30 protein-coding genes and 2 tRNA genes are annotated in these 19,375 nt (G+C 58.0%); 18 read left to right on the top strand and 14 right to left on the bottom strand.

All coding sequences use genetic code 11. The features are described from left to right. Positions 1-116: 116 nt before the first annotated feature. The 10 genes from ACESY8_RS14700 to ACESY8_RS14655 form a co-directional block, all read right to left on the bottom strand. Positions 117-557 (bottom strand): single-stranded DNA-binding protein, encoded by a 441-nt coding sequence (locus tag ACESY8_RS14700; RefSeq protein WP_498794825.1) that lies wholly within the window; start codon positions 555-557, stop codon positions 117-119. Then, entirely contained in the window at positions 547-1,290 is a 744-nt protein-coding gene (locus ACESY8_RS14695; protein ID WP_498794824.1) for a hypothetical protein, read from the bottom strand. The genes ACESY8_RS14700 and ACESY8_RS14695 overlap by 11 nt, the downstream gene beginning before the upstream one ends. Continuing rightward, a complete protein-coding gene (locus tag ACESY8_RS14690; RefSeq protein WP_498794823.1) occupies positions 1,290-1,856 on the bottom strand; it encodes a hypothetical protein in 567 nt (188 codons plus the stop codon). Before ACESY8_RS14690 ends, ACESY8_RS14695 begins: the two co-directional genes overlap by 1 nt. Further along, positions 1,856-2,155 carry a hypothetical protein gene (locus ACESY8_RS14685; RefSeq protein WP_195384596.1) on the bottom strand — a complete coding sequence of 100 codons (300 nt, stop codon included), beginning with the start codon at positions 2,153-2,155 and terminating at the stop codon, positions 1,856-1,858. Before ACESY8_RS14685 ends, ACESY8_RS14690 begins: the two co-directional genes overlap by 1 nt. Beyond that, positions 2,152-2,430, bottom strand: a complete 279-nt coding sequence (locus tag ACESY8_RS14680; protein ID WP_195384597.1) for a replication-relaxation family protein — start codon at positions 2,428-2,430, stop codon at positions 2,152-2,154. Before ACESY8_RS14680 ends, ACESY8_RS14685 begins: the two co-directional genes overlap by 4 nt. 87 nt (positions 2,431-2,517) lie before the next feature. Continuing rightward, positions 2,518-2,751: a hypothetical protein gene (locus ACESY8_RS14675; RefSeq protein ID WP_498794822.1), complete on the bottom strand. Its 234-nt coding sequence runs from the start codon at positions 2,749-2,751 to the stop codon at positions 2,518-2,520. Continuing rightward, positions 2,748-2,870: a hypothetical protein gene (locus tag ACESY8_RS14670; protein ID WP_498794821.1), complete on the bottom strand. Its 123-nt coding sequence runs from the start codon at positions 2,868-2,870 to the stop codon at positions 2,748-2,750. The genes ACESY8_RS14675 and ACESY8_RS14670 overlap by 4 nt, the downstream gene beginning before the upstream one ends. Next, entirely contained in the window at positions 2,867-3,070 is a 204-nt protein-coding gene (locus ACESY8_RS14665) for a helix-turn-helix domain-containing protein (RefSeq protein WP_084462028.1), read from the bottom strand. The genes ACESY8_RS14670 and ACESY8_RS14665 overlap by 4 nt, the downstream gene beginning before the upstream one ends. A 291-nt stretch (positions 3,071-3,361) precedes the next feature. After that, a complete protein-coding gene (locus ACESY8_RS14660) occupies positions 3,362-3,529 on the bottom strand; it encodes a hypothetical protein (protein WP_498794820.1) in 168 nt (55 codons plus the stop codon). Between the two features lie 54 nt (positions 3,530-3,583). After that, positions 3,584-3,799: a hypothetical protein gene (locus ACESY8_RS14655; RefSeq protein WP_498794819.1), complete on the bottom strand. Its 216-nt coding sequence runs from the start codon at positions 3,797-3,799 to the stop codon at positions 3,584-3,586. Positions 3,800-3,854: 55 nt separating this feature from the next. On the opposite strand from ACESY8_RS14655, the gene ACESY8_RS14650 reads away from it, so the two are divergent. The 6 genes from ACESY8_RS14650 (at position 3,855) to ACESY8_RS14625 (ending at position 7,775) form a co-directional block, all read left to right on the top strand. Continuing rightward, positions 3,855-4,286 (top strand): hypothetical protein, encoded by a 432-nt coding sequence (locus tag ACESY8_RS14650; RefSeq protein WP_196058898.1) that lies wholly within the window; start codon positions 3,855-3,857, stop codon positions 4,284-4,286. Positions 4,287-4,758: 472 nt separating this feature from the next. Further along, complete coding sequence (locus ACESY8_RS14645) at positions 4,759-5,106, top strand: helix-turn-helix domain-containing protein (protein WP_498794818.1); 348 nt, start codon at positions 4,759-4,761, stop codon at positions 5,104-5,106. Next, the gene (locus tag ACESY8_RS14640) at positions 5,045-5,539 is read left to right on the top strand and encodes an ImmA/IrrE family metallo-endopeptidase (RefSeq protein ID WP_498794817.1); all 495 of its coding nucleotides are present in this window, start codon (positions 5,045-5,047) and stop codon (positions 5,537-5,539) included. The genes ACESY8_RS14645 and ACESY8_RS14640 overlap by 62 nt, the downstream gene beginning before the upstream one ends. Before the next feature lie 115 nt (positions 5,540-5,654). Beyond that, a complete protein-coding gene (locus ACESY8_RS14635; RefSeq protein WP_065534224.1) occupies positions 5,655-6,173 on the top strand; it encodes a hypothetical protein in 519 nt (172 codons plus the stop codon). A gap of 39 nt (positions 6,174-6,212) precedes the next feature. Next, positions 6,213-6,470 carry a hypothetical protein gene (locus ACESY8_RS14630; RefSeq protein WP_498794816.1) on the top strand — a complete coding sequence of 86 codons (258 nt, stop codon included), beginning with the start codon at positions 6,213-6,215 and terminating at the stop codon, positions 6,468-6,470. 162 nt (positions 6,471-6,632) lie between these two features. Next, positions 6,633-7,775, top strand: a complete 1,143-nt coding sequence (locus ACESY8_RS14625; RefSeq protein ID WP_498794815.1) for a tyrosine-type recombinase/integrase — start codon at positions 6,633-6,635, stop codon at positions 7,773-7,775. 349 nt (positions 7,776-8,124) lie between these two features. Here the strand turns inward: ACESY8_RS14625 and ACESY8_RS14620 are convergent, their stop codons facing one another. The 3 genes from ACESY8_RS14620 to ACESY8_RS14610 all read right to left on the bottom strand — a co-directional run bounded on the left by ACESY8_RS14620 (position 8,125) and on the right by ACESY8_RS14610 (position 8,804). Then, positions 8,125-8,352: a hypothetical protein gene (locus ACESY8_RS14620; protein ID WP_065535309.1), complete on the bottom strand. Its 228-nt coding sequence runs from the start codon at positions 8,350-8,352 to the stop codon at positions 8,125-8,127. A gap of 279 nt (positions 8,353-8,631) precedes the next feature. Next, a tRNA-Tyr gene (locus ACESY8_RS14615) sits at positions 8,632-8,716 on the bottom strand. Positions 8,717-8,728: 12 nt separating this feature from the next. Next, a tRNA-Thr gene (locus ACESY8_RS14610) sits at positions 8,729-8,804 on the bottom strand. Positions 8,805-9,082: 278 nt separating this feature from the next. Between ACESY8_RS14610 and ACESY8_RS14605 the strand changes: the two genes are divergently transcribed. The 11 genes from ACESY8_RS14605 (at position 9,083) to ACESY8_RS14555 (ending at position 18,779) form a co-directional block, all read left to right on the top strand. Next, positions 9,083-9,313: a hypothetical protein gene (locus tag ACESY8_RS14605; RefSeq protein ID WP_007488205.1), complete on the top strand. Its 231-nt coding sequence runs from the start codon at positions 9,083-9,085 to the stop codon at positions 9,311-9,313. After that, positions 9,294-9,623 carry a sigma-70 family RNA polymerase sigma factor gene (locus ACESY8_RS14600; protein WP_009259082.1) on the top strand — a complete coding sequence of 110 codons (330 nt, stop codon included), beginning with the start codon at positions 9,294-9,296 and terminating at the stop codon, positions 9,621-9,623. Before ACESY8_RS14605 ends, ACESY8_RS14600 begins: the two co-directional genes overlap by 20 nt. A gap of 106 nt (positions 9,624-9,729) precedes the next feature. Beyond that, the gene (gene rpoN / locus ACESY8_RS14595) at positions 9,730-11,112 is read left to right on the top strand and encodes an RNA polymerase factor sigma-54 (RefSeq protein ID WP_054339467.1); all 1,383 of its coding nucleotides are present in this window, start codon (positions 9,730-9,732) and stop codon (positions 11,110-11,112) included. A 3-nt stretch (positions 11,113-11,115) separates the two neighbouring features. After that, positions 11,116-11,775, top strand: a complete 660-nt coding sequence (locus ACESY8_RS14590; protein ID WP_498794814.1) for an HAD family hydrolase — start codon at positions 11,116-11,118, stop codon at positions 11,773-11,775. 203 nt (positions 11,776-11,978) lie between these two features. Next, positions 11,979-12,854 carry a phosphate ABC transporter substrate-binding protein gene (locus ACESY8_RS14585; RefSeq protein WP_172694948.1) on the top strand — a complete coding sequence of 292 codons (876 nt, stop codon included), beginning with the start codon at positions 11,979-11,981 and terminating at the stop codon, positions 12,852-12,854. A gap of 85 nt (positions 12,855-12,939) precedes the next feature. After that, positions 12,940-13,806: a phosphate ABC transporter permease subunit PstC gene (pstC, locus tag ACESY8_RS14580; RefSeq protein ID WP_007490685.1), complete on the top strand. Its 867-nt coding sequence runs from the start codon at positions 12,940-12,942 to the stop codon at positions 13,804-13,806. A gap of 9 nt (positions 13,807-13,815) precedes the next feature. Next, the gene (pstA, locus tag ACESY8_RS14575; protein WP_007490683.1) at positions 13,816-14,682 is read left to right on the top strand and encodes a phosphate ABC transporter permease PstA; all 867 of its coding nucleotides are present in this window, start codon (positions 13,816-13,818) and stop codon (positions 14,680-14,682) included. A gap of 12 nt (positions 14,683-14,694) precedes the next feature. Next, positions 14,695-15,456, top strand: coding sequence for a phosphate ABC transporter ATP-binding protein PstB (pstB, locus tag ACESY8_RS14570; protein WP_007490681.1), 762 nt, complete (start codon positions 14,695-14,697; stop codon positions 15,454-15,456). A 12-nt stretch (positions 15,457-15,468) separates the two neighbouring features. Further along, positions 15,469-16,113, top strand: coding sequence for a phosphate signaling complex protein PhoU (gene phoU / locus ACESY8_RS14565; RefSeq protein WP_007490679.1), 645 nt, complete (start codon positions 15,469-15,471; stop codon positions 16,111-16,113). 12 nt (positions 16,114-16,125) lie between these two features. After that, complete coding sequence (locus ACESY8_RS14560; protein WP_054339464.1) at positions 16,126-16,794, top strand: response regulator transcription factor; 669 nt, start codon at positions 16,126-16,128, stop codon at positions 16,792-16,794. Positions 16,795-17,042: 248 nt separating this feature from the next. After that, a complete protein-coding gene (locus ACESY8_RS14555) occupies positions 17,043-18,779 on the top strand; it encodes a sensor histidine kinase (protein ID WP_434307901.1) in 1,737 nt (578 codons plus the stop codon). Positions 18,780-18,798: 19 nt separating this feature from the next. Here the strand turns inward: ACESY8_RS14555 and ACESY8_RS14550 are convergent, their stop codons facing one another. Further along, a complete protein-coding gene (locus ACESY8_RS14550; RefSeq protein WP_007490673.1) occupies positions 18,799-18,978 on the bottom strand; it encodes a hypothetical protein in 180 nt (59 codons plus the stop codon). 103 nt (positions 18,979-19,081) lie between these two features. Between ACESY8_RS14550 and ACESY8_RS14545 the strand changes: the two genes are divergently transcribed. Beyond that, positions 19,082-19,249, top strand: coding sequence for a ribbon-helix-helix domain-containing protein (locus tag ACESY8_RS14545; RefSeq protein WP_007490671.1), 168 nt, complete (start codon positions 19,082-19,084; stop codon positions 19,247-19,249). Positions 19,250-19,375: the final 126 nt, after the last annotated feature.

The raw sequence follows: 19,375 nt of genomic DNA, 5'->3' as shown, positions 1-19,375 counted from the left end.
AGAGAAAGGGGGGCAGAAGGGGGGGGCGGTCGTCAGGATACAGCACGGGGTGTTCCCCGCCGTCTATCCCTGTTCGCCCTGGCTCTTCTGTCCGATACACCCGAAAGCGTTGTCGGTTAAAATGGCAGCTCCCCGTCGTCGTCCGTCAGCTCCGCAAACTCCGCCCCACCGGAACCCGGCTCCGCCGGGGGCGGTGTATAGGCTCCGCCGGATTCCGCACCGCCTTCCGCGTCCCGCTTGGAGTCGCCGAAGTAGACATGCTCGGCCAGTACTTCGGCGGTGCGGCGCTTGTTGCCGTCCTTATCCGTCCAGTCCCGGAGCTGCAAACGGCCCTCCACCACGGCCATGCGGCCCTTGGTGAAGAAGCGGGAGACAAATTCGGCGGTCTGACGCCAAGCCACGATGTCGATGAAATCGGTGCCCTTCTCGCCGGTGGCCTTGTCCTTGAAGTCCCGGTCCACCGCCAGGGAGAAGGAAGCCACAGGGGTTCCCGCCTGGGTGTGGCGCAGCTCGGGATCGCGGGTCAGGCGGCCCATGAGAATGATTCTATTGAGCATTGTTTCCCTCCACCTCACCGTTCCCGCCTCCATCCAAGTCGGCAAGGATTGCGTCAAAATCCTTGCCTCGGATGTCCTTTGCGCTGGCGCAGCCGTGCCGCCTCAGGAGAGCCTTGGCATCAGCTTTGGTCAGGCCATGTCGGCCGGCGGCGGCGTAAAAGAACTTCACCTGGGCCGCCGTAATGGGCGCATCCGGGTTCTGGCTGTTGAAGTAGACGCCGGCCTCCTCCGTGTCACTCTCAATGTCCTGTGTGAAGCTGTCCGACATGCATCCAAGAGACAGGGCTGCGGACACCAGAGCGCGCTTCTGAGCCATCTTAAGGGCGCTGTTGGCTCCGTCGTAAGGGGACTGGCGGCCATTCCTTCCCTCTCTTGTATTGGCGGAGCCGTAGCTGGAGGTAATCGTGTACTCCTGGCCGTCTACGATCTTTACCAGATCGCATCGGACGCAGTAAAAGAAGAAGCCTTCGCTGTGATCCTCAACCTTGCTCTCCAGGTGGTACCTTTGGCACAGGCCGTATGCCACAGCCACCTTTTCAGCGCCAGACTTGAATAGAGTTGGGTGCTTGGTCTGTGCGCTGCCATCCTTCCGGCGGATCATGCCAAAATCCACGCCTCGGCGGAGTGTGGACGGGGGGCCGCCAAAGACGGAGATGGTATAATCCCCTGTGCGGGGCTTTCGCTCGACCGCCATAGGGACGGCATCGTAGGAATATAACGTAAGTTCGTTCATCATATCCTCCTCTTCAGTGCGCGGTGGATGTTGAAGCACCACAGGAACAGGTCTGCGTCCGCCCGGATAGGGATGAGTTCGTACACCCCAGACTTGTCCAGTCTCAAGGCGTAGGTCTCTTCCGGGGCAAATCCGCCAATAAGAAGCTCATATCCGGCCAACTGCGCGGATACAGCGTGGCGGTGAACGACGCCGGTCTTGATATCCACCAGGACGCGGCGGCCGTTGATGTGCCCCCAGCGATCTGGCGTCCCTGCGAAGAGCATGCCTGGGTCATACAGGGGCGTCTCAATTCCCTCCCAGTCCGGCTGATAATCCATAAGGAATCGGAGATATGCCTTGAGATACCCGGAAATCTCCGGATCCGTCTCTGGCTCCTCTCCATAATCCAGCATGGCGCAGGCGGTGTGAACATCGGAGCCGCGGCGGGCGGCCGCCTGCGCCAGCCAGGGGGAAGCGGACTTGTAATCGTAGGAAAGAAATCGAGTAATCGTGGTGACGCTGGGCAGCTCCTCCCCGTCCAGGGTATACTTGTGTCCCTGGTCAAAAAACAGCAGTGTTGCCATCAGCTTTCCGCCCAGCTTTCAAAGTCGGGGCCATCCGCGTCGCCGCCCTCGCAGTATTCCTTAAACTGCTGGAGCACCGGCTTCATGTAGTCCTCATTGATGATATCCCACATGAACTTGAACCACTTCCTGGGCCATGCCTCCGCATACTCCACAACCGTTTCCGGGGCCTTGATTTCCTCCTGGCACTTAGTGCAGATAGAGCCAGTATCATAAGAGTACAGGTCAGCCCCACAGCGGGCGCAATAGCCTGTTGGAGCCTTCTCCTGCGTGTCACATAACGGGTTTGTGCAAATCATGCCTTCTTCCCCTCCTCCAGCGCGGCCCAGACCGCGGTTTTCTTTCCGCTTCTGGCCTTGCGCTTATCAATGACGCCGACCAGCCGCAGGGCCTTCAGCTCCGTGAGGCGGGGCCGGACAGAGTTCTTATCCGAAAATCCGAGGGTGTCCGCCAGCTCCTCCGCCGTCATTGGCCCCCGCTTCCGCAGGGTGGTGTAGATCAGTCTGCGGCGGTTGCTGGCCGCCATCTGGATATCCTGATACGCCTCGCGGCGCGTTTCCTGTGTAATCCCCATTGACAAATCAGCTCCTTTCCCTGATAATAAGGGCAGATGTTCTTTCTCTTGCCGCCCTCCGGTCTCGCACACCGGGGAGCGGCGCTTTTATTGCTCTGGGATAGTGATGACCGCCCACACATCGTCGATGCTCTCCGCGCCCTCCAGGCCGGTGATCTGGATGGTGAGCGGGCCGGTGGGCGTGGGGGACGGGGTGGTGGTTGCTGCCGGGGGCTCAATGGCTGGCTGCTCCGGCTCCTGGTTCCAGATGATTTCAACTAGTACAACCAGCGCCAGCAAGAGAAACAGAGCCACAACGCTCGTAATCAGATAGCGGTTCATAGTAGCCACTCCACCCAGTTAGGCAGCCCGCAGGCTACCACGATGCAGGCGGTAAACACTACCGAGCTCACAGCTTCCCGGCGTGTCCGGCGGCGCTCGTTTCGGGTACGGTTTTTCATATAGATACCGCCTCCCTGACTGTCTTCCGTTCAAATTCCTCTAGGTCTGAGGGACGATATACATAAGGCCCATACCGATTTCCGCCTAAGTTTAGAGCGGTCAAACGCCCCTCCCTCACCCACCGCTGAACTGTTGTGATCTTTACTCCGTAGCGATTTGCGACCTCTTCGGTCGTAAATCGCGGTTCCAAATTCTCCATAACGTCCTCCTTTCTGCCTCAGTCGATGGTACACCACTGGCCGGGGCGCTTTTTGTTGTCCTCCCTTCCTTGCAGTGGTATACTGGGCGCGGAAGGGGGGTGAAATTATGTCTCGCAAAGGTTTTCGCTATGAGTACAAGTTAACCTCGCACGATATTCTTGAATATGAAGCCGTAAACTTTGCCTACACGCAGGCCGGATGGAAAGACCTCGGTGCACCTCCTGGAGAAGGTTTCCCGGAGTCTATCATCTTTGAATGGGAAAAGGATGGGACTCCGTTGTACCCCGCAGTCAACTGGCCCCCGCTTTAACCCCTGCGATGTAGATATTGTGGTCGCTATCCTCGATGATTGCCGTCATCGCTGGATTGGCGGCCACAATGTCTTTGAAGTCGTTTTCATCAGAAAATATTACAATCTGATTGAACCCCGCCGGGGAAAAACCCATAGATGTTCCCACCGTCCTCACCCCCTTCACCTCCCGCCCCATCAGGTGCGGGCTTTATTGTCCGGTTTATTGGACTTGCTCTGTGGTATCTTGAATCTGTCCAGAAACAAGTCTCCCAAGAGCGGCGTTCAGCTTTTCCTCCGCGCCCTTTGGCTCCTTGTGTCCGTTAAGTACAACACTGAGATACTTTGGGTTCCAGCCGACCTCAGCGGCAAGCTGCTTGGCCGTGACTCCGGCCAGGTGCATCCTGCCCAGCAGGTCAGCAGTCCACTTTGCAGGCATACCATTGTCACCTTCTTTCTGTTTTGGTAGAATAGCCTCGTAAGGAGGCGTAAAAATGGAAAACGAATTAGTTAGCATTTTGTCTGTTCAAGTATCTATCATTGCTTCGGTGGTATCCATTATCGCAGTTACAATTTGCTCGGTTATTTCAGCTGTAATAACTCAGCGAGGGGCTAAGAGCACAAAACAAACCGAGCTGATTTTCCATGAAATGATTACCGCCTATTATGATTTGCTGCGTGCTGGAGGTGAGTTTTCCGATGTAACCAGTCAAGAGCAAGTCACAAGATTTACAGATGCCTATACACGCGCATTGCTCTTTGCAACCCCAAAGACCAAAGAGTTAATACAGGAATACAGAGACAGCATCACAAAAATATCGGTGTTGAAACTAAATCCGCCTGAGGATTTTATGGAACAGGTTCGCCAACACGAAGATCTGTCTACTGATTTAGTCAACGCTATGCAAAAGGATTTACGAAAGTAAATCGTGGAACATAACAACCAGCAACACAACAGCTAGGACCAAGGCCGGGGCGGCAATCAGCCATGACTTATTGCTCTCCGGGTCTTCTTTTATTAGGTGACACGCTATCAAAGCAGCAACCATAAACGCTAATGACATGACTAGATAAATCAGTAAACGAACTGTTATCAACTCATACACCCCCTTCCCTCGTTGTTTCTCTAATACTGTCCCCTAGATTTAGACCACCTCCAAAACCTGTCCCTGCTTTTTGGGCAAGGATACGAAAGTTTACCTAGTTCTACATTATACGTTGACCTTCGTAATCTATTGTGTTATTATGATGGTGCCAACCAATCATAAAATGCTATGCAAGCCGATTACGATGTTCAACTTATAAGCCTATATTAGCACACCTCCGTAATCACTTCAAGGGCTTTTGATTATCTTCGTAATCTTTTGTTGCTGTGCACAAAAACAGGAGGCCCATTTTATGTTTTATGACAGATTTGAGGAGTTGTGCCAAGAAAAAGGCGTTAAGCCTGGAAGGGCATGTTCTGAAATGGGGTTAAGTCGTTCACTCGCAGCAAAATGGAAAGCAACCAAAACTGAGAAACCTAGCGCAGATGCACTTGAAAAAATGTCTCTATATTTCAAAAAATCCATTGAAGAAATTTTAAGCGGAGAAACAAAAAAAGCGCCCACCCAAGAGGGCGAGCGCAAAGTCAGCGACGATGATATTAAATTTGCTTTGTGGGGCACAAGGGAGATAGACGATGATGTCCTCGACCGCGTTAAACAGTTCGCAAAGTTTGCCCAAGAAAACGAAAAAAATAAATAATGTAGTTGAACTGTATGAGTACGCCGAACAGCAGGGGTATGATGTTTATTGGTACAATTTAGACTGCGATGGGCTTGAAAGTATATCTGTTATGCGAGTATCAGATTGCAAATGCTTTATTGCGATTGACCCCTTTACCCTCTTGTCCGATGCCGACGAGTTAGTAAAAGGGCTCCACGAAATCGGACATTGTGATACAGGGTCGTTCTATAACGAGTATGCCGCCTGCGATATTCGGAAAAAGCATGAGAACCGTGCTGATAAACGAGCCATTGAACTGCGCTTGTCCGCTGATGATCTGGATCAAGCCGTGGCTGATGGACATACAGATCTGTGGGATTTGGCTGAATATTTTGGTGTGACTGAGGACTTCATGCGCAAAGCCGTCTGCTGGTACACGCATGGAAACTTAGCGACAGAATTGTATTTTTGATGCCAGGAAATAGTTTTAGAAATCACAACGCTACCAAAAAACTTCCGGATATACCTGATGTCATAGGTGCCATGAAATCTTGCATCTAGATGGATCTAAAGAGGAGGCGGTGTAAATGGCGAAGATTCTTGCAAAAAACTTATTTGACTACTTGGATGGTCTTGGGGATTTACCTCAAAACTCTGTTTTCCGAGTCTTGTTGGAAGGAGAATTTCTTTCCTTGTATCGCATTAAGTTGAAAACCTTCGGCGCAGATGAGATCATACAACACTATAAGATAAGCGCATCTGATATTCTGGCGCTGGATCAGGTGAAAACGTCAGAACTGCAAAACCAGTCTGTTGTGGGCCGTGGCGTAGTTGGTGGGCTTCTATTCGGCCCTGTTGGTGCGCTATTGGGAGGAATGAGCGCCACCGGAAAGCAGAAAATCAAAACAACATTAGCGATAAGCTATTTGCCTTCCAACGGAAATGAGCCAAAAACTGTGATTCTGGCAGATGCCGCTGCCTGGGGAGGAAATAATGCTGTCTCCATAGCAAAGTTAAAAAACGAACTTGCGAAGCAGCCAAAGTCTGAACGTGTAGTTCGGTATCTGGGGCAAACCGTCAATGAAGACGGGAGTATTACATTATGACCGCTAGTGTCACCCAATGACTTTCAGGAGGTTTTACGCATGTTAGACGAAAAAGACTTACAGTCCATTCGGACCATGATTGACGCATCCATCCGGGCGTCTGAAAAGCGTATGATTGCCTATTTTGACACGGATGTCATGCCGAAGTTTGACTTGCTGGCGGAGGGGTTACAAGGCGTACAGGCAAAGTTAACTCCCATGACCAGAATAGAGGCCATAGAGGACGACGTGGCTCTCTTGAAACAGGTTATCCGCTCCATGAGCAAGGAACTGGCCGATCTGAAAAAGGCGCAATAAAAAACCGCCCCCGGCGCTACCAACACCGGAGGCGAATACAATACAGGATGCTACCAACATCCTGTACCAAGCAAAATGCCCCAGCCGCAAAACCAAGGCACCTTTGCGCCCTTTTATTGTACCTGAACAGGCGTAAAATTGCAATAGAAGGAGGATACCCCCATGAAAGAAAAAAATCCGAACGGAGAGGGCTCTCTGCGCCAAAGAAAAGACGGTCGTTGGGAGTTTCGCGTCAAAGTTGAAGGTCGCACCACCCCCCTCTCCTTTTACTCCAAAGATAAAGATGGCCGCGGTGCCAAAAAGAAATACAGGGACTGGCTGAGAGAGAGTGGCGGCGAAGCGGTTGAGAGCGTCAAGACTGTAGAAAAATGGACCCGCACTTGGCTTGAAGTCAGTAAAAAGGGGCGTGTCGCCCCCAAAACATACGAAAACTATGAGTATTATATCGAAAAATTTATTTTACCAGAGATCGGGCGTATGAAACTGGATTCCGTGCGGCCTGTCCACATTGAACAGATCTTTGCAAAGGCTGCAAGTTTATCCCACTCAGCTCGAAATGAGATCAAGGTCTGCCTCAACGGTATCTTCAAGTCCGCACGAAAAAACCGTCTGTGTAAGGCCAATCCAGCAGAAGATATATCCCTCACCCGGGACCCAGCGAAACCCCCAAAGGTACATACCCTAGAGGAAGTACGTGTCATTCTCACTTACGCTCCTTCTCACAAATGGGGCGCTTATGTGGAATTGGCCCTCTATACCGGACTGCGCACCGAGGAGCTTTGCGGCCTCATGTGGTCCGATGTTGATCTCCAAGCTGGCACCCTCACCATTCGCCGGGTAGTAGCCGAGGTCGAGAACGACGACCCAGACGCTCTCATGCAGCCAGATAAGACCGGCCAAGTGAAGCGTCGCCGAAAGTACGCCTTGGTCGATACTACCAAGAGCCGGAGAGAACGCGTGGTGGCCCTAAATGACGCAGGTACCGACGTGGTTAACTCAATCCCCAAAAGCGGCCTGTATGTCCTCCCAGGGCCTGACGGCGGATTCTTGAGGCCACCTGTATTCGCCCATCGTTATGCCGCCGTCCTTCGGGATCTTAACGCCACTCTACCAAAGGATCAGCAGGTGCAACAGCTTTCTCCGCACAAAGCCCGACACACTTACGCCACAGCCTTGTTGGAGGGTGGAGCTAGTATTCGCTCAGTGCAGGACCAGTTGGGTCACGCCAAATTATCCACTACCCAAATCTACACTCATGTGGACTTGGAGGCCCGAAAGAATAATGTAGTCAAGTTGGCATACTAAGTGCCAGCTTCCTCCATTGCTTTGTCTATCGCCTCGTTTATAAATCTATTTGTACTTTTCCCTTGAGCCTTTGCATATTCTGCAATTATCCGTCGCTTTCCCTTCGGTACAATGAGGTCAATTCTGTCATACACCTTTTTGTTATAGCGAGAGGTCGCTTCCTTCTGTGCCTCTGAGTATGCCAATGACCTCACCCCTTTTCATGGTATGGTCATTATACTTATACTACTGGAAGTATTGTATAATTCCATAAGTATATATTTGTTATAAGTAACCGTTTTTATACTTATGGAAGTATGATATAATAAGAAAACCGGGTAGGAGTTGGTGGCTCCTACCCGGCAAGGACTTACTCTAGCATATCCAGAACGGCATCTTTTAGGTGCAGCGGTGAGAGGCTATACCTGTTGAATGCCATGACCATGCGAAAGACCAGTTCCGCATCGGTCGATACGTCCTGGAGGATCTGCACGGGGCCTTGATGGAGCAGGCCATAAGCTACGATATCGTAGCTATAGTACGTGCCGACCTCTGGGGCGTATTTTTTTCTCCTAAAGATAAAGTAAGAAATAGGCAAGATGTTTCATCCTTTCTCTCTTTCTATTAGGATGCATCAAGCCTTTGGAGGCCCCCGACACCGTACTGGAGGGCCTCTTTTTTCTACCCAAATTCTGACCCAAATATTTAAGTTTTTAATTGATTTATTTGGGTCAGTTTGGATAATTAGAAAAAATAGGAAATTGGCTGTATAGCCATTCCAGGCGCTCTGCCAGCGCATAGAAAAATCCCCCGCATCTATTGGGATGCAAGGGATTTAGAAAAATAAAACGCCCCACCTACTGGCAGGACGTTTTATTGGTGGAGGAGGGTGGATTCGAACCACCGAAGCGAATCGCAACAGATTTACAGTCTGCCCCCTTTGGCCACTCGGGAACTCCTCCGTATGAACTTGTTGGAGCTGGTGGACGGACTCGAACCCCCGACCGGTTGATTACAAATCAACTGCTCTACCAACTGAGCTACACCAGCATACCAGCTCGTCCACAGCGAAGGTTAGTTTAACAGACACGGAGGGATTTGTCAAGGGAAAGTGGTATATTTTTTTACAAAATTTTTTTGGGAGGAATGCGCCATCCAGCCAGAGGTATGGGTGGATCCGCTGCGGGATGTGCAGCGGGTTCCGCCGCGGGGCTGGTGCCCCCGGTGCCGCTCAGAGCTCTACAGCGGGGAGCGGGGACTCTGTCCCGCCTGCCTGGCCGAGCTGGAGCGCGGCCGCACACAACAAGAGGAGGAGAACAGACACACAAATGACCTTACTGGAATTATCGGGCGAATACCGCGCCAGTGCCGCCGCCCTGCGGGAGCGGGTGCTGCTCCTGGAGCACCGGCTGAGAGGGGCGGACGGGGACGGACGCCGTCTGCTGGAGGGGCGTATCCGGCTGCTGCGCGCCATGGGCCGGGAGGCCCGGGAGCTGGCCGTCCTGTGTGAGCGCTACTACGAGAGGGGGTACTGCCGCAATGGCAAATACACGCTATAGGCGGGGCGGGGCCTACGCCGCCGACATGGCGGTATACGCCCGCGCCATGGCCGCCGATAACTCCGCCCAGCTCAGCCGGGTGAAACGCAACCTGGTGCGGGCGCTGCGGGAGGACGTGACTCCCCGCCAGCGGGAGGTGCTGCTGCTCTACTACGCCGAGCAGCTCAACACCCGCCAGATCGGGGAAAAGCTGGGGGTGGACAAGTCCACCGTAGCCCGCACCATCAAGCGGGGGGAGGCCCGGCTGCGCCGCTGCCTGCGGTACGGCGCGGAGGCCTTTCTGAACGCGGCGGCGGAGGGACCGCCCTGATTTTTCTACACCCACGGGGTGGGTGAAAGGTTGAATGGCCGGCCGTTCCGTGGTATACTGTCTCCCGAATGAAAATCGCCGTTTTTCGCAAAGGGAGGCCGAGGCATTGGAACTTAATCTCACACAGAAGCAGGTGCAGACCCTGTCCCCCCAAATGATGCAGTCCATGGAGATTCTACAGATGGGCTCCCAGGAGCTTCTGGAATACATCGAGGAGGCGGTGCAGGAAAACCCGGTGCTGGAGCCGGAGGAGACCTATGACAAGCAGGACGAGTTCTCCGTCCTCCGCCGCAAGCTGGAGTGGCTGGAGTCCACCGACCCGCAGAACCGCTACTACCACCAGCAGGACACCGAGGAGGAGGACAGCCCCCTTAACAACTTCGGCACCGTACAGGACGACGACGAGAACCTCTACTATTATGTCCTCTCCCAGCTCCGGGTACTGGAGCTGGAGCCAGAGGTGATGGACGCCGGGGTGTTCCTGGTGGAGAGTCTCAATCAGAACGGCTGGCTGGACGAGCCTCTGGAGGCCCTGGCTGCCGGCCACGGCTGCGGGCCGGAGGTCATGGCCCAGGCCCTGGAGGTGGTACAGTCCCTGGAGCCCGCCGGCGTGGGGGCCCGGGACCTGGCCGAGTGCCTCAAGCTCCAGCTCGTGCGCCGCACGCCGGTGAACGAGCTGGCGGTACGTATTGTGGAGCGCCACCTGGACGCCCTGTCCAAGAGCCGCTACGGCCTCATTGCCCGGGAACTGAAGGCCAGTCCCGAGGAGGTGCGTGCCGCCTGCGACGTGATCCGCTCCCTCAACCCCCGCCCCGGCACCGGCTTCGCCGCCCGGGAGAATCTAACCTACATCAACCCCGACATCATCGTGGTCAGCTTCCCCGACCACTTCGAGCTGCTGACCAATGACTATTACTTCCCCACCCTCAACATCAGCGGATACTACACCCGCCTGATGAAGGAGAGTGACGACAGCCAGGTGAAGGACTATCTGACCGGCAAGGTGCGCCAGGCCAAGTGGATGGTCAAGGCCATCGAGCAGCGCCGCTCCACCCTCATGGCGTGCGCTGAGTGTATTCTGGAATTCCAGGAGTCCTTTTTCCGCAAGGGGCCCGGCCACCTGGTTCCCCTGTCCCTGGCCGACGTGGCCGAGCGCATCGGCGTCCACGAGTCCACAGTGAGCCGGGCGGTGAAGGAGAAGTATATCCAGTGCTCCATGGGCGTCTATCCCCTGAGCTACTTTTTCTCCCGCAGCCTAGGCCCCGCCGCCGGCGACGAGGCCGCCTCCCCCGACGCGGCCAAGGCGCTGCTGAAGAAGCTTATCGCCGGGGAGGACAAGAAAAAGCCCCTGTCCGACCAAAAGCTCTGTGAGCTCATGACCGCCCAGGGCTGCTCCCTCTCCCGCCGCACCGTGGCCAAGTACCGGGACGAGCTGCACATCCCCAGCACCGCCGGCCGCAAGCAATATGAAACGTCAGGAGCCTTCTGAGCGATGAACTTTAAAGCTGTCTTTTTTGATTTCGACTACACCCTGGCCGACGGCACCGAGGCCATTGTGGCCGGGTTCCGGTACGCCTTTGGGCGGATGGGCCTGCCCGAGCCCACGGAGGAAGCCATCCGCCCCACCATCGGCATGGTTTTGGAGGACGAGTTCACCTTTCTCTCCGGCGAGGCCGACCCCGCCCGCCGGGCAGAGTTCCGGCAGCTCTACACCGAGAAGGCCGGCCCCATGCATGTGTCCGTCACCCGGCTGTTTCCCGGTGCGCTGGAGCTGCTCACCGCCCTGAAGCGCCGTGGTATTCCCACCGGCATTGTCAGCACCAAGAAGACCGCCACCATCCGTGACGTAGCGGAGGCCAGGGGCATTACTCCCCTGCTGTCCTCCATTCTGGGCGGCGACCAGGTTTGCGCCCCCAAGCCGGACCCGGAGGGACTCCTGGCCTCCCTCACCGCCCTGGGGCTGGAACCCCACGAGGTCCTGTTCTGCGGCGACACCGTCATCGACGGGGAGGCCCCCCGGCGGGCTGGCACTCACTTCTGCGCGGTGCTCAACGGCACCACCACCTTTGAGGAATTCCAGACCAGACGCATCCCCTGCGACCACGTGGCCGGGGATCTCTGGGATCTCAAGCAGTGGCTGGGCCTCAACTGAATCAAATGTCCCCGCCGCAAAGCGACCGCCTGACGGGCGGCCGCTTTTTTGGTATCCATTTTTGTAAAGCCGGGAATCCTATGAGGGAGAGCGGCTTTACACACTCTTTACAATCCGTTGAAGGACAACTTTACAATCCGTCTGTATACTGATAACCGTTCCCGAAGGCAACCAAAACGATGCATGATTGGAGAATGAATGTCATGAAAAAGAGAACCCTTGCTCTGATGCTCTCCGCCGCCCTGTGCGTCGGCCTGCTGGCCGGCTGCGGCAGCGGCAATAACGATCCCGCCAATACTCCCGCCGCCGGCGGCAGCGAGACCCCCTCGCAGGAATCCACCGCAGCCCTGAGCGGCACCGTCAACACCAACGGCTCCACCTCTATGGAGAGCGTGATGGGCTATCTGATCGAGGGCTTTAAGGAGGTGCAGCCCGGCATCACGGTAAGCTACACCGGCTCCGGTTCCAGCGCCGGCGTCACCGGCGCCCAGGACGGCACCTGCGACATCGGCCTGGCCTCCCGTGACCTGAAGGATGACGAAACCGGCGTCAAGGCCATCACCGTGGCCAAGGACGGCATCGCCATCATCGTCAACCCCAACAACCCCGTGGCCGACCTCAGCGTGGAGCAGATCGCCCAGCTCGCCACCGGCGAGATCACCAACTGGGCCGACGTGGGCGGCACGGACGGCCAGGTGGTCTTCATGGGCCGTGAGGCCGGCTCCGGCACCCGCGACGGCTTCGAGTCCATCACCGGCACCAAGGACGCCTGCAAGTACCAGAATGAGCTGACCTCCACCGGCGAGGTGATCGCCGCCGTGGCCTCCAACCCCAACGCCATCGGTTACGCCTCCCTGTCCGCCGTGGACGAGACCGTGAAGGCCATCACCGTGGGCGGCGTGGAACCCACGGAGGAGACCGTTCTGGACGGCAGCTACGCCATCCAGCGCAACTTCAACTTCATCGTCAGTGACAGCACCCCGCTCTCCGAGGCTGCCCAGGCGTTCGTGGACTTCGCCACCTCCGCCGATGCCTCCGACCTGATCGCCGGCGCCGGCGCTGTGCCGGTAGCCGAGTAATCCGTCCCTCTCTTCCGGATCGCCCCCTCGAGCCCGAGGGGGCATTCGGCATGATTACACCATTACGAAAGGCCGGTTATTTGTCATGAAACAGAAGCTCCGACCGCTGGAAGTCTTTATGAACCTCCTGTTTTTTGTCTGCGGTCTGATCGCGGTCGTCTTTGTCCTCTTCATCAGTATCTACCTGATCGTGTCCGGCCTGCCCGCCATCCGCGAGATCGGGCTGGTGGACTTCCTCTTCGGCACTGAGTGGGCCTCCACCGCCGCCGAGCCCAAATTCGGCATACTGCCCTTCATCCTTACCTCCATCTACGGCACCGCCGGGGCCATTGTCCTGGGCGTACCGGTGGGCTTCATGACCGCAGTGTTCCTGGCCAAGGTAGCGCCTCCCCGTCTGGCCAGCCTGGTGCGCCCGGCAGTGGATCTGCTGGCGGGCATCCCTTCCGTGGTGTACGGTCTCATCGGCATGATGGTTCTGGTGCCTGCGGTGCGGGTGGCCTTCCACCTGCCCGACGGCGCCAGCCTGTTCTGCGCCATTCTGGTGCTGGCCGTCATGATTCTGCCCTCCATCATCTCCGTATCCGAGACTGCCCTCAAGGCGGTGCCCAAGGAGTACGAGGAGGCCTCGCTGGCCCTGGGCGCCACCCATATCGAGACCGTGTTCCGGGTGAGCGTCCCGGCCGCCTCCAGCGGCATCGCCGCCTCTATCGTGCTGGGCATCGGCCGGGCCATCGGCGAAGCCATGGCGGTCATCATGGTGGCGGGCAATGTGGCCAACATGCCCGGTCTCTTCCAGTCCGTCCGCTTCCTCACCACCGCCGTGTCCAGCGAGATGGCCTACGCCTCCGGCCTGCAACGGCAGGCCCTGTTCTCCATCGCCCTGGTTCTCTTTCTCTTCATCATGCTCATCAATATTGTTCTCAATACGCTTCTCAAGCGGAAGAAGGGGTGATATACTGATATGGAAATGAAGCCTCTTTCCGGCCGGCGCAGAGCCTATGACCGGATTCTCCGCTTTCTCCTCTACTTCTGCGCCGCCCTGACCTGCGCCCTGCTGCTCTTCATCATCGGCTATATCTTCTTCAAGGGCCTGCCCCATGTCACCTGGCAGTTCCTCAGCACCCAGCCCAGCTTCATCAAGGACACCATCGGCATCCTGCCCAATATCCTCAACACAGTCTATCTCGTGGGGGTCACCCTGATCATCACCCTGCCCCTGGGGGTCGGCGCGGCCATCTACCTCACCGAGTACGCCCGCAACCGCCGCCTGGTGGCCGCCATCGAGTTTGCCACCGAGACCCTCACCGGCATCCCCTCCATCATCTTCGGCCTGGTGGGCATGCTCTTTTTCTGCCAGCTTCTGGGGCTTCAGGCTTCCCTGCTGGCCGGCTCGCTGACTCTGGTGATCGTCACCATCCCAACCATCATCCGCACCACCCAGGAGTCCCTCAAGACCGTCCCTCAGTCCTTCCGGGAGGCGGCCCTGGGCTTGGGCGCGGGCAAGTGGCATATGATTCGCACCGTGGTGCTCCCCTCCTCAGTGGACGGCATCGTGACGGGCTGTATTCTGGCCATCGGCCGCATTGTGGGCGAGTCGGCCGCCCTGCTCTTTACTGCGGGCATGGGCATGAGCCTGAACAACTTTTTCGGCTCGGTGGGCAACTTCATCCACTCCTCCGGCGCCTCCCTCACCGTGGCCCTGTATGTGTACGCCCGTGAGCGGGCTGAGTTCGACGTTGCCTTTGCCATCGCGGCCATTCTGATGCTGCTCACCCTGGTCATCAACCTCAGCGCCAAGCTGGTGGGCAGAACATTAAAGAAAAAATAAGGAGCCCTTACCATGGACGAAAACATCATCCTCTCCGCCAAGGGCCTTGACCTCTGGTACGGCCCCACCCAGGCCCTGAAGGGCGTGAGCATGGATATCCCCGAAAAGCAGGTGACCGCCCTCATCGGCCCCTCCGGCTGCGGCAAGTCTACCTTTCTCAAGACACTGGACCGCATGAACGACCTGGTGCCCGGCATCAAGATCACCGGCTCGGTGCAGTACCGGGGGCAGGAGATCTATGCCCCCAATGTGGACGTAACCTGGCTGCGCAAGCAGATCGGCATGGTGTTCCAGAAGCCCAACCCCTTCCCCATGTCCATCTATGACAACGTGGCCTACGGTCCCCGCACCCACGGCATCAAGAGCAAGAGCAGGCTGGACGACATCGTGGAGAAGTCCCTTCAGGGCGCGGCCATCTGGGACGAGGTAAAGGACCGCCTCAAGAAGTCGGCCCTGGGCCTGTCCGGCGGCCAGCAGCAGCGGCTGTGCATCGCCCGCGCCCTGGCCGTGGAGCCCGACATCCTGCTGATGGATGAGGCTACCTCCGCCCTGGACCCCATCTCCACCTCCAAAATCGAGGATCTGATTGCCGATCTGAAGCAGAACTATACCATTGTTATCGTCACCCACAATATGCAGCAGGCCACCCGCGTGTCCGACAAGTGCGCCTTTTTCCTGCTGGGCCAGCTCATTGAGTTTGGGGACACTACCCAGCTCTTCTCCATGCCCAGGGACAAGCGCACCGAGGATTACATCACCGGGCGGTTTGGTTAAAAAGGAGGCCCCATGAGAAAGACCTTTGACGCGGAGCTCCAGGAGCTCAACTATGAAATGATCGACATGGCGGCGGCGGCAGAGGACGCCATCGACGTGGTCACCGAGTCCCTGGCCTCCGGCGACGACGCGGCGGCCAAGTCCGCCGTGGAGATGACCCGCAGCATGGACCAGATGGAGCGGGACATTGAGAACCGCTGCCTGCGCCTGCTCCTCCAGCAGCAGCCCGTGGCCCGGGATCTGCGCACCATCTCGGCGGCCATGAAAATGGTCACCGATCTACAGCGCATCGGCGACCAGTGCGCCAACATCGCCGAGATCTCCCTGCTGCTCAAGGAGCAGAAGCAGACCCGCACCCTGGCCGACATCCGCACCATGAGCCAGAAGGCCGGCGTGATGGTCAAGCGCTCCATCTTCGCCTACGTCAACCGGGACACCGAGGCCGCCCAGGCTGTCATTGCCCTGGACGACGAGGTGGACGCCCTCTTCCGCACCATCAAGGGGGAGCTGGTGGAGCTCATTGCGGGCAACCGGGACGAGGCCGACCAGGCCATCGACCTCATCATTATCGCCAAGTACCTGGAGCGCATCGCGGATCACGCGGTGAACATCGCCCAGTGGGCCATCTTCTGTGTGACCGGCGAAATTCTCGGGTAAGGAGGTGTCCCCATGTCCAAGGCCATTGCGGTCGTGGAGGACGACGAGAGTATCCGTGAGATGCTCCGCTATTATTTTCAATCGGTGGGCTACGCCGTCCGGGCCTACGAGTCCGGCGAGGCCCTCTTTGCCAGCGAGGAGGGCCTCGGCCTGCCCGCCCTTTACATCCTGGACATCATGCTCCCCGGCATGGACGGGCTGGAGATTCTCCGCCGCCTGCGGGAGGGGCGGGACACCGCCGACGTACCCGTGATCATGCTCACCGCCCGCTCCGCCGAGATGGACCGGGTGGCCGGCCTGGAAAACGGTGCCGACGACTATGTGGTGAAGCCCTTCGGCATCATGGAGCTCCAGGCCCGGGTCAAGGCGGTGCTCCGCCGCACCGAGCGCCGGGGCGACCGGGTACTCACCTGGGGGGACGTGGAACTGGACCCCGCCGCCCGGGAGGTACACAAGGCCGGAAAGCCGGTGGAGCTGACCTACAAGGAGTTTGAGCTGCTCAAGCTCCTGTTTTCCCGCCGGGGCGTGGCCCTCACCCGGGACGAGATTCTCCAGGCCGTCTGGGACTACGACTACACCGGCGAGACCCGCACCGTGGATATGCACGTCAAGGCCCTGCGCCAAAAGCTGGGCGAGGACATCATCACCACAGTCCGGGGCGTGGGATATAAAATGGTCTGACGGCCTCCAGGGGGATTGCATCCCCCCTGAATACGCGGCCGCCGCCCCGGCGGGGCGGCGGCGGAGTGGGCAACTGTGTCCTCCGGCGAAGTACCCGCAAGGGGCACGCCATATCCGTAAGGCAGCAAAGCCGCCAACGGCTATGCAGTAAATTCGCCTTCGGACGTTCTGATTTCTTTTCACCCGCGGGGCAGGGGAAACACTGCGAGGCGGCCCCGCAGGAAACACCCGATTGGGAGGTCTGACCAGTGAAAAAACGCATCATCGGCGCCACACTCATCACCGTGGTGTGCGCCCTGCTCATATCCAACCTAGTGGGTGTGCTCCTGTTCCGCAGCCGGGAGATGGACGCCGCCCGCAACACCCTTCAGGAGCTGCTGGTGCTGATGGACGCTCAGAGCGCCATCACCGATCCCGACGGCCTGGCCCAACAGTTCCACGCCGCCGCGCCGGACAAGCGGCTGACCATCATCGATACCGACGGCACCGTTCTGGCCGACACCGAGGCCAACCCCCAGACGCTGGAGGACCACAACAGCCGCCCCGAGGTGGAGCAGGCCGCCGCCACCGGCTGGGGCGAGGCGGTGCGCCACTCCGAAACCCTGGGCACCTCCATGTTCTACGTGTCCAAGCGCTTTGCCGACGGCATGGTGGGCCGGGCCTCCATGCCCCTGTCCTCCATCGACAGCCTGGTGTGGAACGGCGTATGGGGCTTCCTCATCGCCTCGGCGGCCGGACTGCTGCTGGCCCTGATTCTGGCCCGCCGCACCGCCAACCGGGTGATGGCCCCACTCAGCGCCGTGGGCAGCGCCCTCCAGAGCGTGCTGGACGGCACCCGCGCCTCCGGGCTGGAGGACTACCAGGCCGACGACGAGCTGCGCCCCATCCTGCGCTACATTGACAAGCTGATGGAGCGTCTGGGCGGCTATATCCAGTCCATCACCGCAGAGCGGGACAAGGTGGGCCTGATTCTGGACTGCATGGACGAGGGGCTGATCCTGCTGGACGAGGCGGGGAACGTGCTGGCCATCAACCGGGCGGCCCGCACCCTGTTCGGCTTCCCCGAGGGGGAGGAGGACGACGGCGCCCTGCTCCTCACCCGCAGCCGCCGCCTGCGGGAGGCCATTCAGGAGTCCCGCGTCCGCCACTCCTCCGTGGTGCTGGACGTGGATGCCCTCACCGAGGACGCCCAGAGCCTGCGCCTGTTTGTCTCCCCCGTCTCCGGCCGCCAGTATGAGGGGCAGGCCGTGGGCACGTCCATCCTCATCTCCGATGTCACCGAGCTCAAAAAGGCCGAGGGCATCCGCAGCGAGTTCACCGCCAACGTCTCCCACGAGCTCAAGACCCCCCTCACCTCCATCAAGGGCTTCACCGACATGCTGGCCTCCGGCATGGTGGCCTCTCCCGAGGATCAGAAGCGCTTCATCACCATGATCGGCGTGGAGGTGGACCGGCTCATCGACCTCATCAACGACATTCTCAAGCTCTCTGAGCTGGAGTCGGTCACCATCCCCCAGAGCGAGGAGCGCTCCGACGTGCTCACCATCGCCCGGGACACCGCCGCTTTCCTCACCCCCACCGCCAAGGCCGCGGAGGTCACCCTCTCCGTAGACGGCGGTCCCGCTACTGTGGCCGTTCCCCAGGGGCGGCTCAAGGAGCTGCTGCTCAACCTGGTGGGCAACGGCATCAAGTACAATGAGCCCGGCGGCACCGTCCACACCGCCGTCTCCGTCCGGGACGGGCAGGCCGTCATCGCCGTGTCCGACACCGGCATCGGCATCCCCCCCGAGGCCCAGAGCCGCGTCTTTGAGCGCTTCTACCGGGTGGACAAGGGCCGCGCCCGCAAGAACGGCGGCACCGGCCTGGGGCTGGCCATCGTCAAACACATCGTCCAGCTCTACGGCGGCACCGTGACGCTGGAGAGCGCGGTGGGCAAGGGCTCCACCTTCACCGTGACCCTCCCCCTGGCCAAGGACAACGCCTGAAAAAAGGGCGGCTGAACATTCAGCCGCCCTTTTTCTGCGCCTCGGAGTAGCGGTGGCAGGCGGGCGTATCCGTCTGCTTGTACCGGATGCGGGGTTCTCCGCAGTGGCCCAGCTTGATGGGTATGTACCAATTCCGCCCCCTTTTTACATAGTGCCGGCGAAAATGTCGGCAGGTTTCACAGGTCTTTTCCCCGTCCATTGCAATCACCTCCTTACATAATATATACCATTAGGTCACCATATGCAACCCACTTGTTTAAAAAAAGTGGTAATGTTATAGTACCTATATAGGAGGTATTTAAATGGCTGAATCTGTTTTGGTAAATCGTAAGAAGTTTATATCTTCTCTTGACAACAAATTGGTTGAGCCATTGAATGCGCTCTCCAAAAAGACCCGTGTTCCAAAATCTCGGCTTCTGGATGAGGCAATTGAAGATCTTTTAAAGAAATATGAAAAAAAGGACGGCTGACAGTTCAGCCGTCCTTTTTCGATTCCCGGCGTTTTGCGTAGGGGCCGCCGCCCCGGGGCGGCCTCTCTTGCACCTATTGGCCTGTGCATTCGCGGCTCAGTAGGGGCGGCCTTTATGGCCGCCCGG

It is taken from the genome of Clostridium sp. ATCC BAA-442 (genome assembly GCF_964239415.1).
In the GTDB taxonomy this organism is placed as follows: Bacteria; Bacillota; Clostridia; order Oscillospirales; family Oscillospiraceae; genus Flavonifractor; species Flavonifractor plautii.
Note: the sequence above shows the minus strand (reverse complement) of the source record. Positions and strands in the feature narration are given on the sequence as shown.

What these genes read in the sequence shown, in the direction of transcription:
- ACESY8_RS14585 (WP_172694948.1), top strand. Translation starts at nt 11,979, where the DNA reads ATGAAAAAGAGAACCCTTGCTCTGATGCTCTCCGCCGCCCTGTGCGTC.
- ACESY8_RS14655 (WP_498794819.1), bottom strand. Translation starts at nt 3,799, where the DNA reads ATGCCTGCAAAGTGGACTGCTGACCTGCTGGGCAGGATGCACCTGGCC.
- ACESY8_RS14630 (WP_498794816.1), top strand. Translation starts at nt 6,213, where the DNA reads ATGTTAGACGAAAAAGACTTACAGTCCATTCGGACCATGATTGACGCA.
- ACESY8_RS14605 (WP_007488205.1), top strand. Translation starts at nt 9,083, where the DNA reads ATGACCTTACTGGAATTATCGGGCGAATACCGCGCCAGTGCCGCCGCC.
- ACESY8_RS14625 (WP_498794815.1), top strand. Translation starts at nt 6,633, where the DNA reads ATGAAAGAAAAAAATCCGAACGGAGAGGGCTCTCTGCGCCAAAGAAAA.
- ACESY8_RS14600 (WP_009259082.1), top strand. Translation starts at nt 9,294, where the DNA reads ATGGCAAATACACGCTATAGGCGGGGCGGGGCCTACGCCGCCGACATG.
- ACESY8_RS14695 (WP_498794824.1), bottom strand. Translation starts at nt 1,290, where the DNA reads ATGAACGAACTTACGTTATATTCCTACGATGCCGTCCCTATGGCGGTC.
- phoU (WP_007490679.1), top strand. Translation starts at nt 15,469, where the DNA reads ATGAGAAAGACCTTTGACGCGGAGCTCCAGGAGCTCAACTATGAAATG.
- pstB (WP_007490681.1), top strand. Translation starts at nt 14,695, where the DNA reads ATGGACGAAAACATCATCCTCTCCGCCAAGGGCCTTGACCTCTGGTAC.
- ACESY8_RS14550 (WP_007490673.1), bottom strand. Translation starts at nt 18,978, where the DNA reads ATGGACGGGGAAAAGACCTGTGAAACCTGCCGACATTTTCGCCGGCAC.
- ACESY8_RS14700 (WP_498794825.1), bottom strand. Translation starts at nt 557, where the DNA reads ATGCTCAATAGAATCATTCTCATGGGCCGCCTGACCCGCGATCCCGAG.
- pstC (WP_007490685.1), top strand. Translation starts at nt 12,940, where the DNA reads ATGAAACAGAAGCTCCGACCGCTGGAAGTCTTTATGAACCTCCTGTTT.
- ACESY8_RS14690 (WP_498794823.1), bottom strand. Translation starts at nt 1,856, where the DNA reads ATGGCAACACTGCTGTTTTTTGACCAGGGACACAAGTATACCCTGGAC.
- ACESY8_RS14675 (WP_498794822.1), bottom strand. Translation starts at nt 2,751, where the DNA reads ATGAACCGCTATCTGATTACGAGCGTTGTGGCTCTGTTTCTCTTGCTG.
- ACESY8_RS14640 (WP_498794817.1), top strand. Translation starts at nt 5,045, where the DNA reads ATGTCCTCGACCGCGTTAAACAGTTCGCAAAGTTTGCCCAAGAAAACG.
- ACESY8_RS14665 (WP_084462028.1), bottom strand. Translation starts at nt 3,070, where the DNA reads ATGGAGAATTTGGAACCGCGATTTACGACCGAAGAGGTCGCAAATCGC.
- ACESY8_RS14670 (WP_498794821.1), bottom strand. Translation starts at nt 2,870, where the DNA reads ATGAAAAACCGTACCCGAAACGAGCGCCGCCGGACACGCCGGGAAGCT.
- ACESY8_RS14685 (WP_195384596.1), bottom strand. Translation starts at nt 2,155, where the DNA reads ATGATTTGCACAAACCCGTTATGTGACACGCAGGAGAAGGCTCCAACA.
- ACESY8_RS14680 (WP_195384597.1), bottom strand. Translation starts at nt 2,430, where the DNA reads ATGGGGATTACACAGGAAACGCGCCGCGAGGCGTATCAGGATATCCAG.
- ACESY8_RS14645 (WP_498794818.1), top strand. Translation starts at nt 4,759, where the DNA reads ATGTTTTATGACAGATTTGAGGAGTTGTGCCAAGAAAAAGGCGTTAAG.
- ACESY8_RS14635 (WP_065534224.1), top strand. Translation starts at nt 5,655, where the DNA reads ATGGCGAAGATTCTTGCAAAAAACTTATTTGACTACTTGGATGGTCTT.
- ACESY8_RS14590 (WP_498794814.1), top strand. Translation starts at nt 11,116, where the DNA reads ATGAACTTTAAAGCTGTCTTTTTTGATTTCGACTACACCCTGGCCGAC.
- ACESY8_RS14650 (WP_196058898.1), top strand. Translation starts at nt 3,855, where the DNA reads ATGGAAAACGAATTAGTTAGCATTTTGTCTGTTCAAGTATCTATCATT.
- ACESY8_RS14545 (WP_007490671.1), top strand. Translation starts at nt 19,082, where the DNA reads ATGGCTGAATCTGTTTTGGTAAATCGTAAGAAGTTTATATCTTCTCTT.
- pstA (WP_007490683.1), top strand. Translation starts at nt 13,816, where the DNA reads ATGGAAATGAAGCCTCTTTCCGGCCGGCGCAGAGCCTATGACCGGATT.
- ACESY8_RS14560 (WP_054339464.1), top strand. Translation starts at nt 16,126, where the DNA reads ATGTCCAAGGCCATTGCGGTCGTGGAGGACGACGAGAGTATCCGTGAG.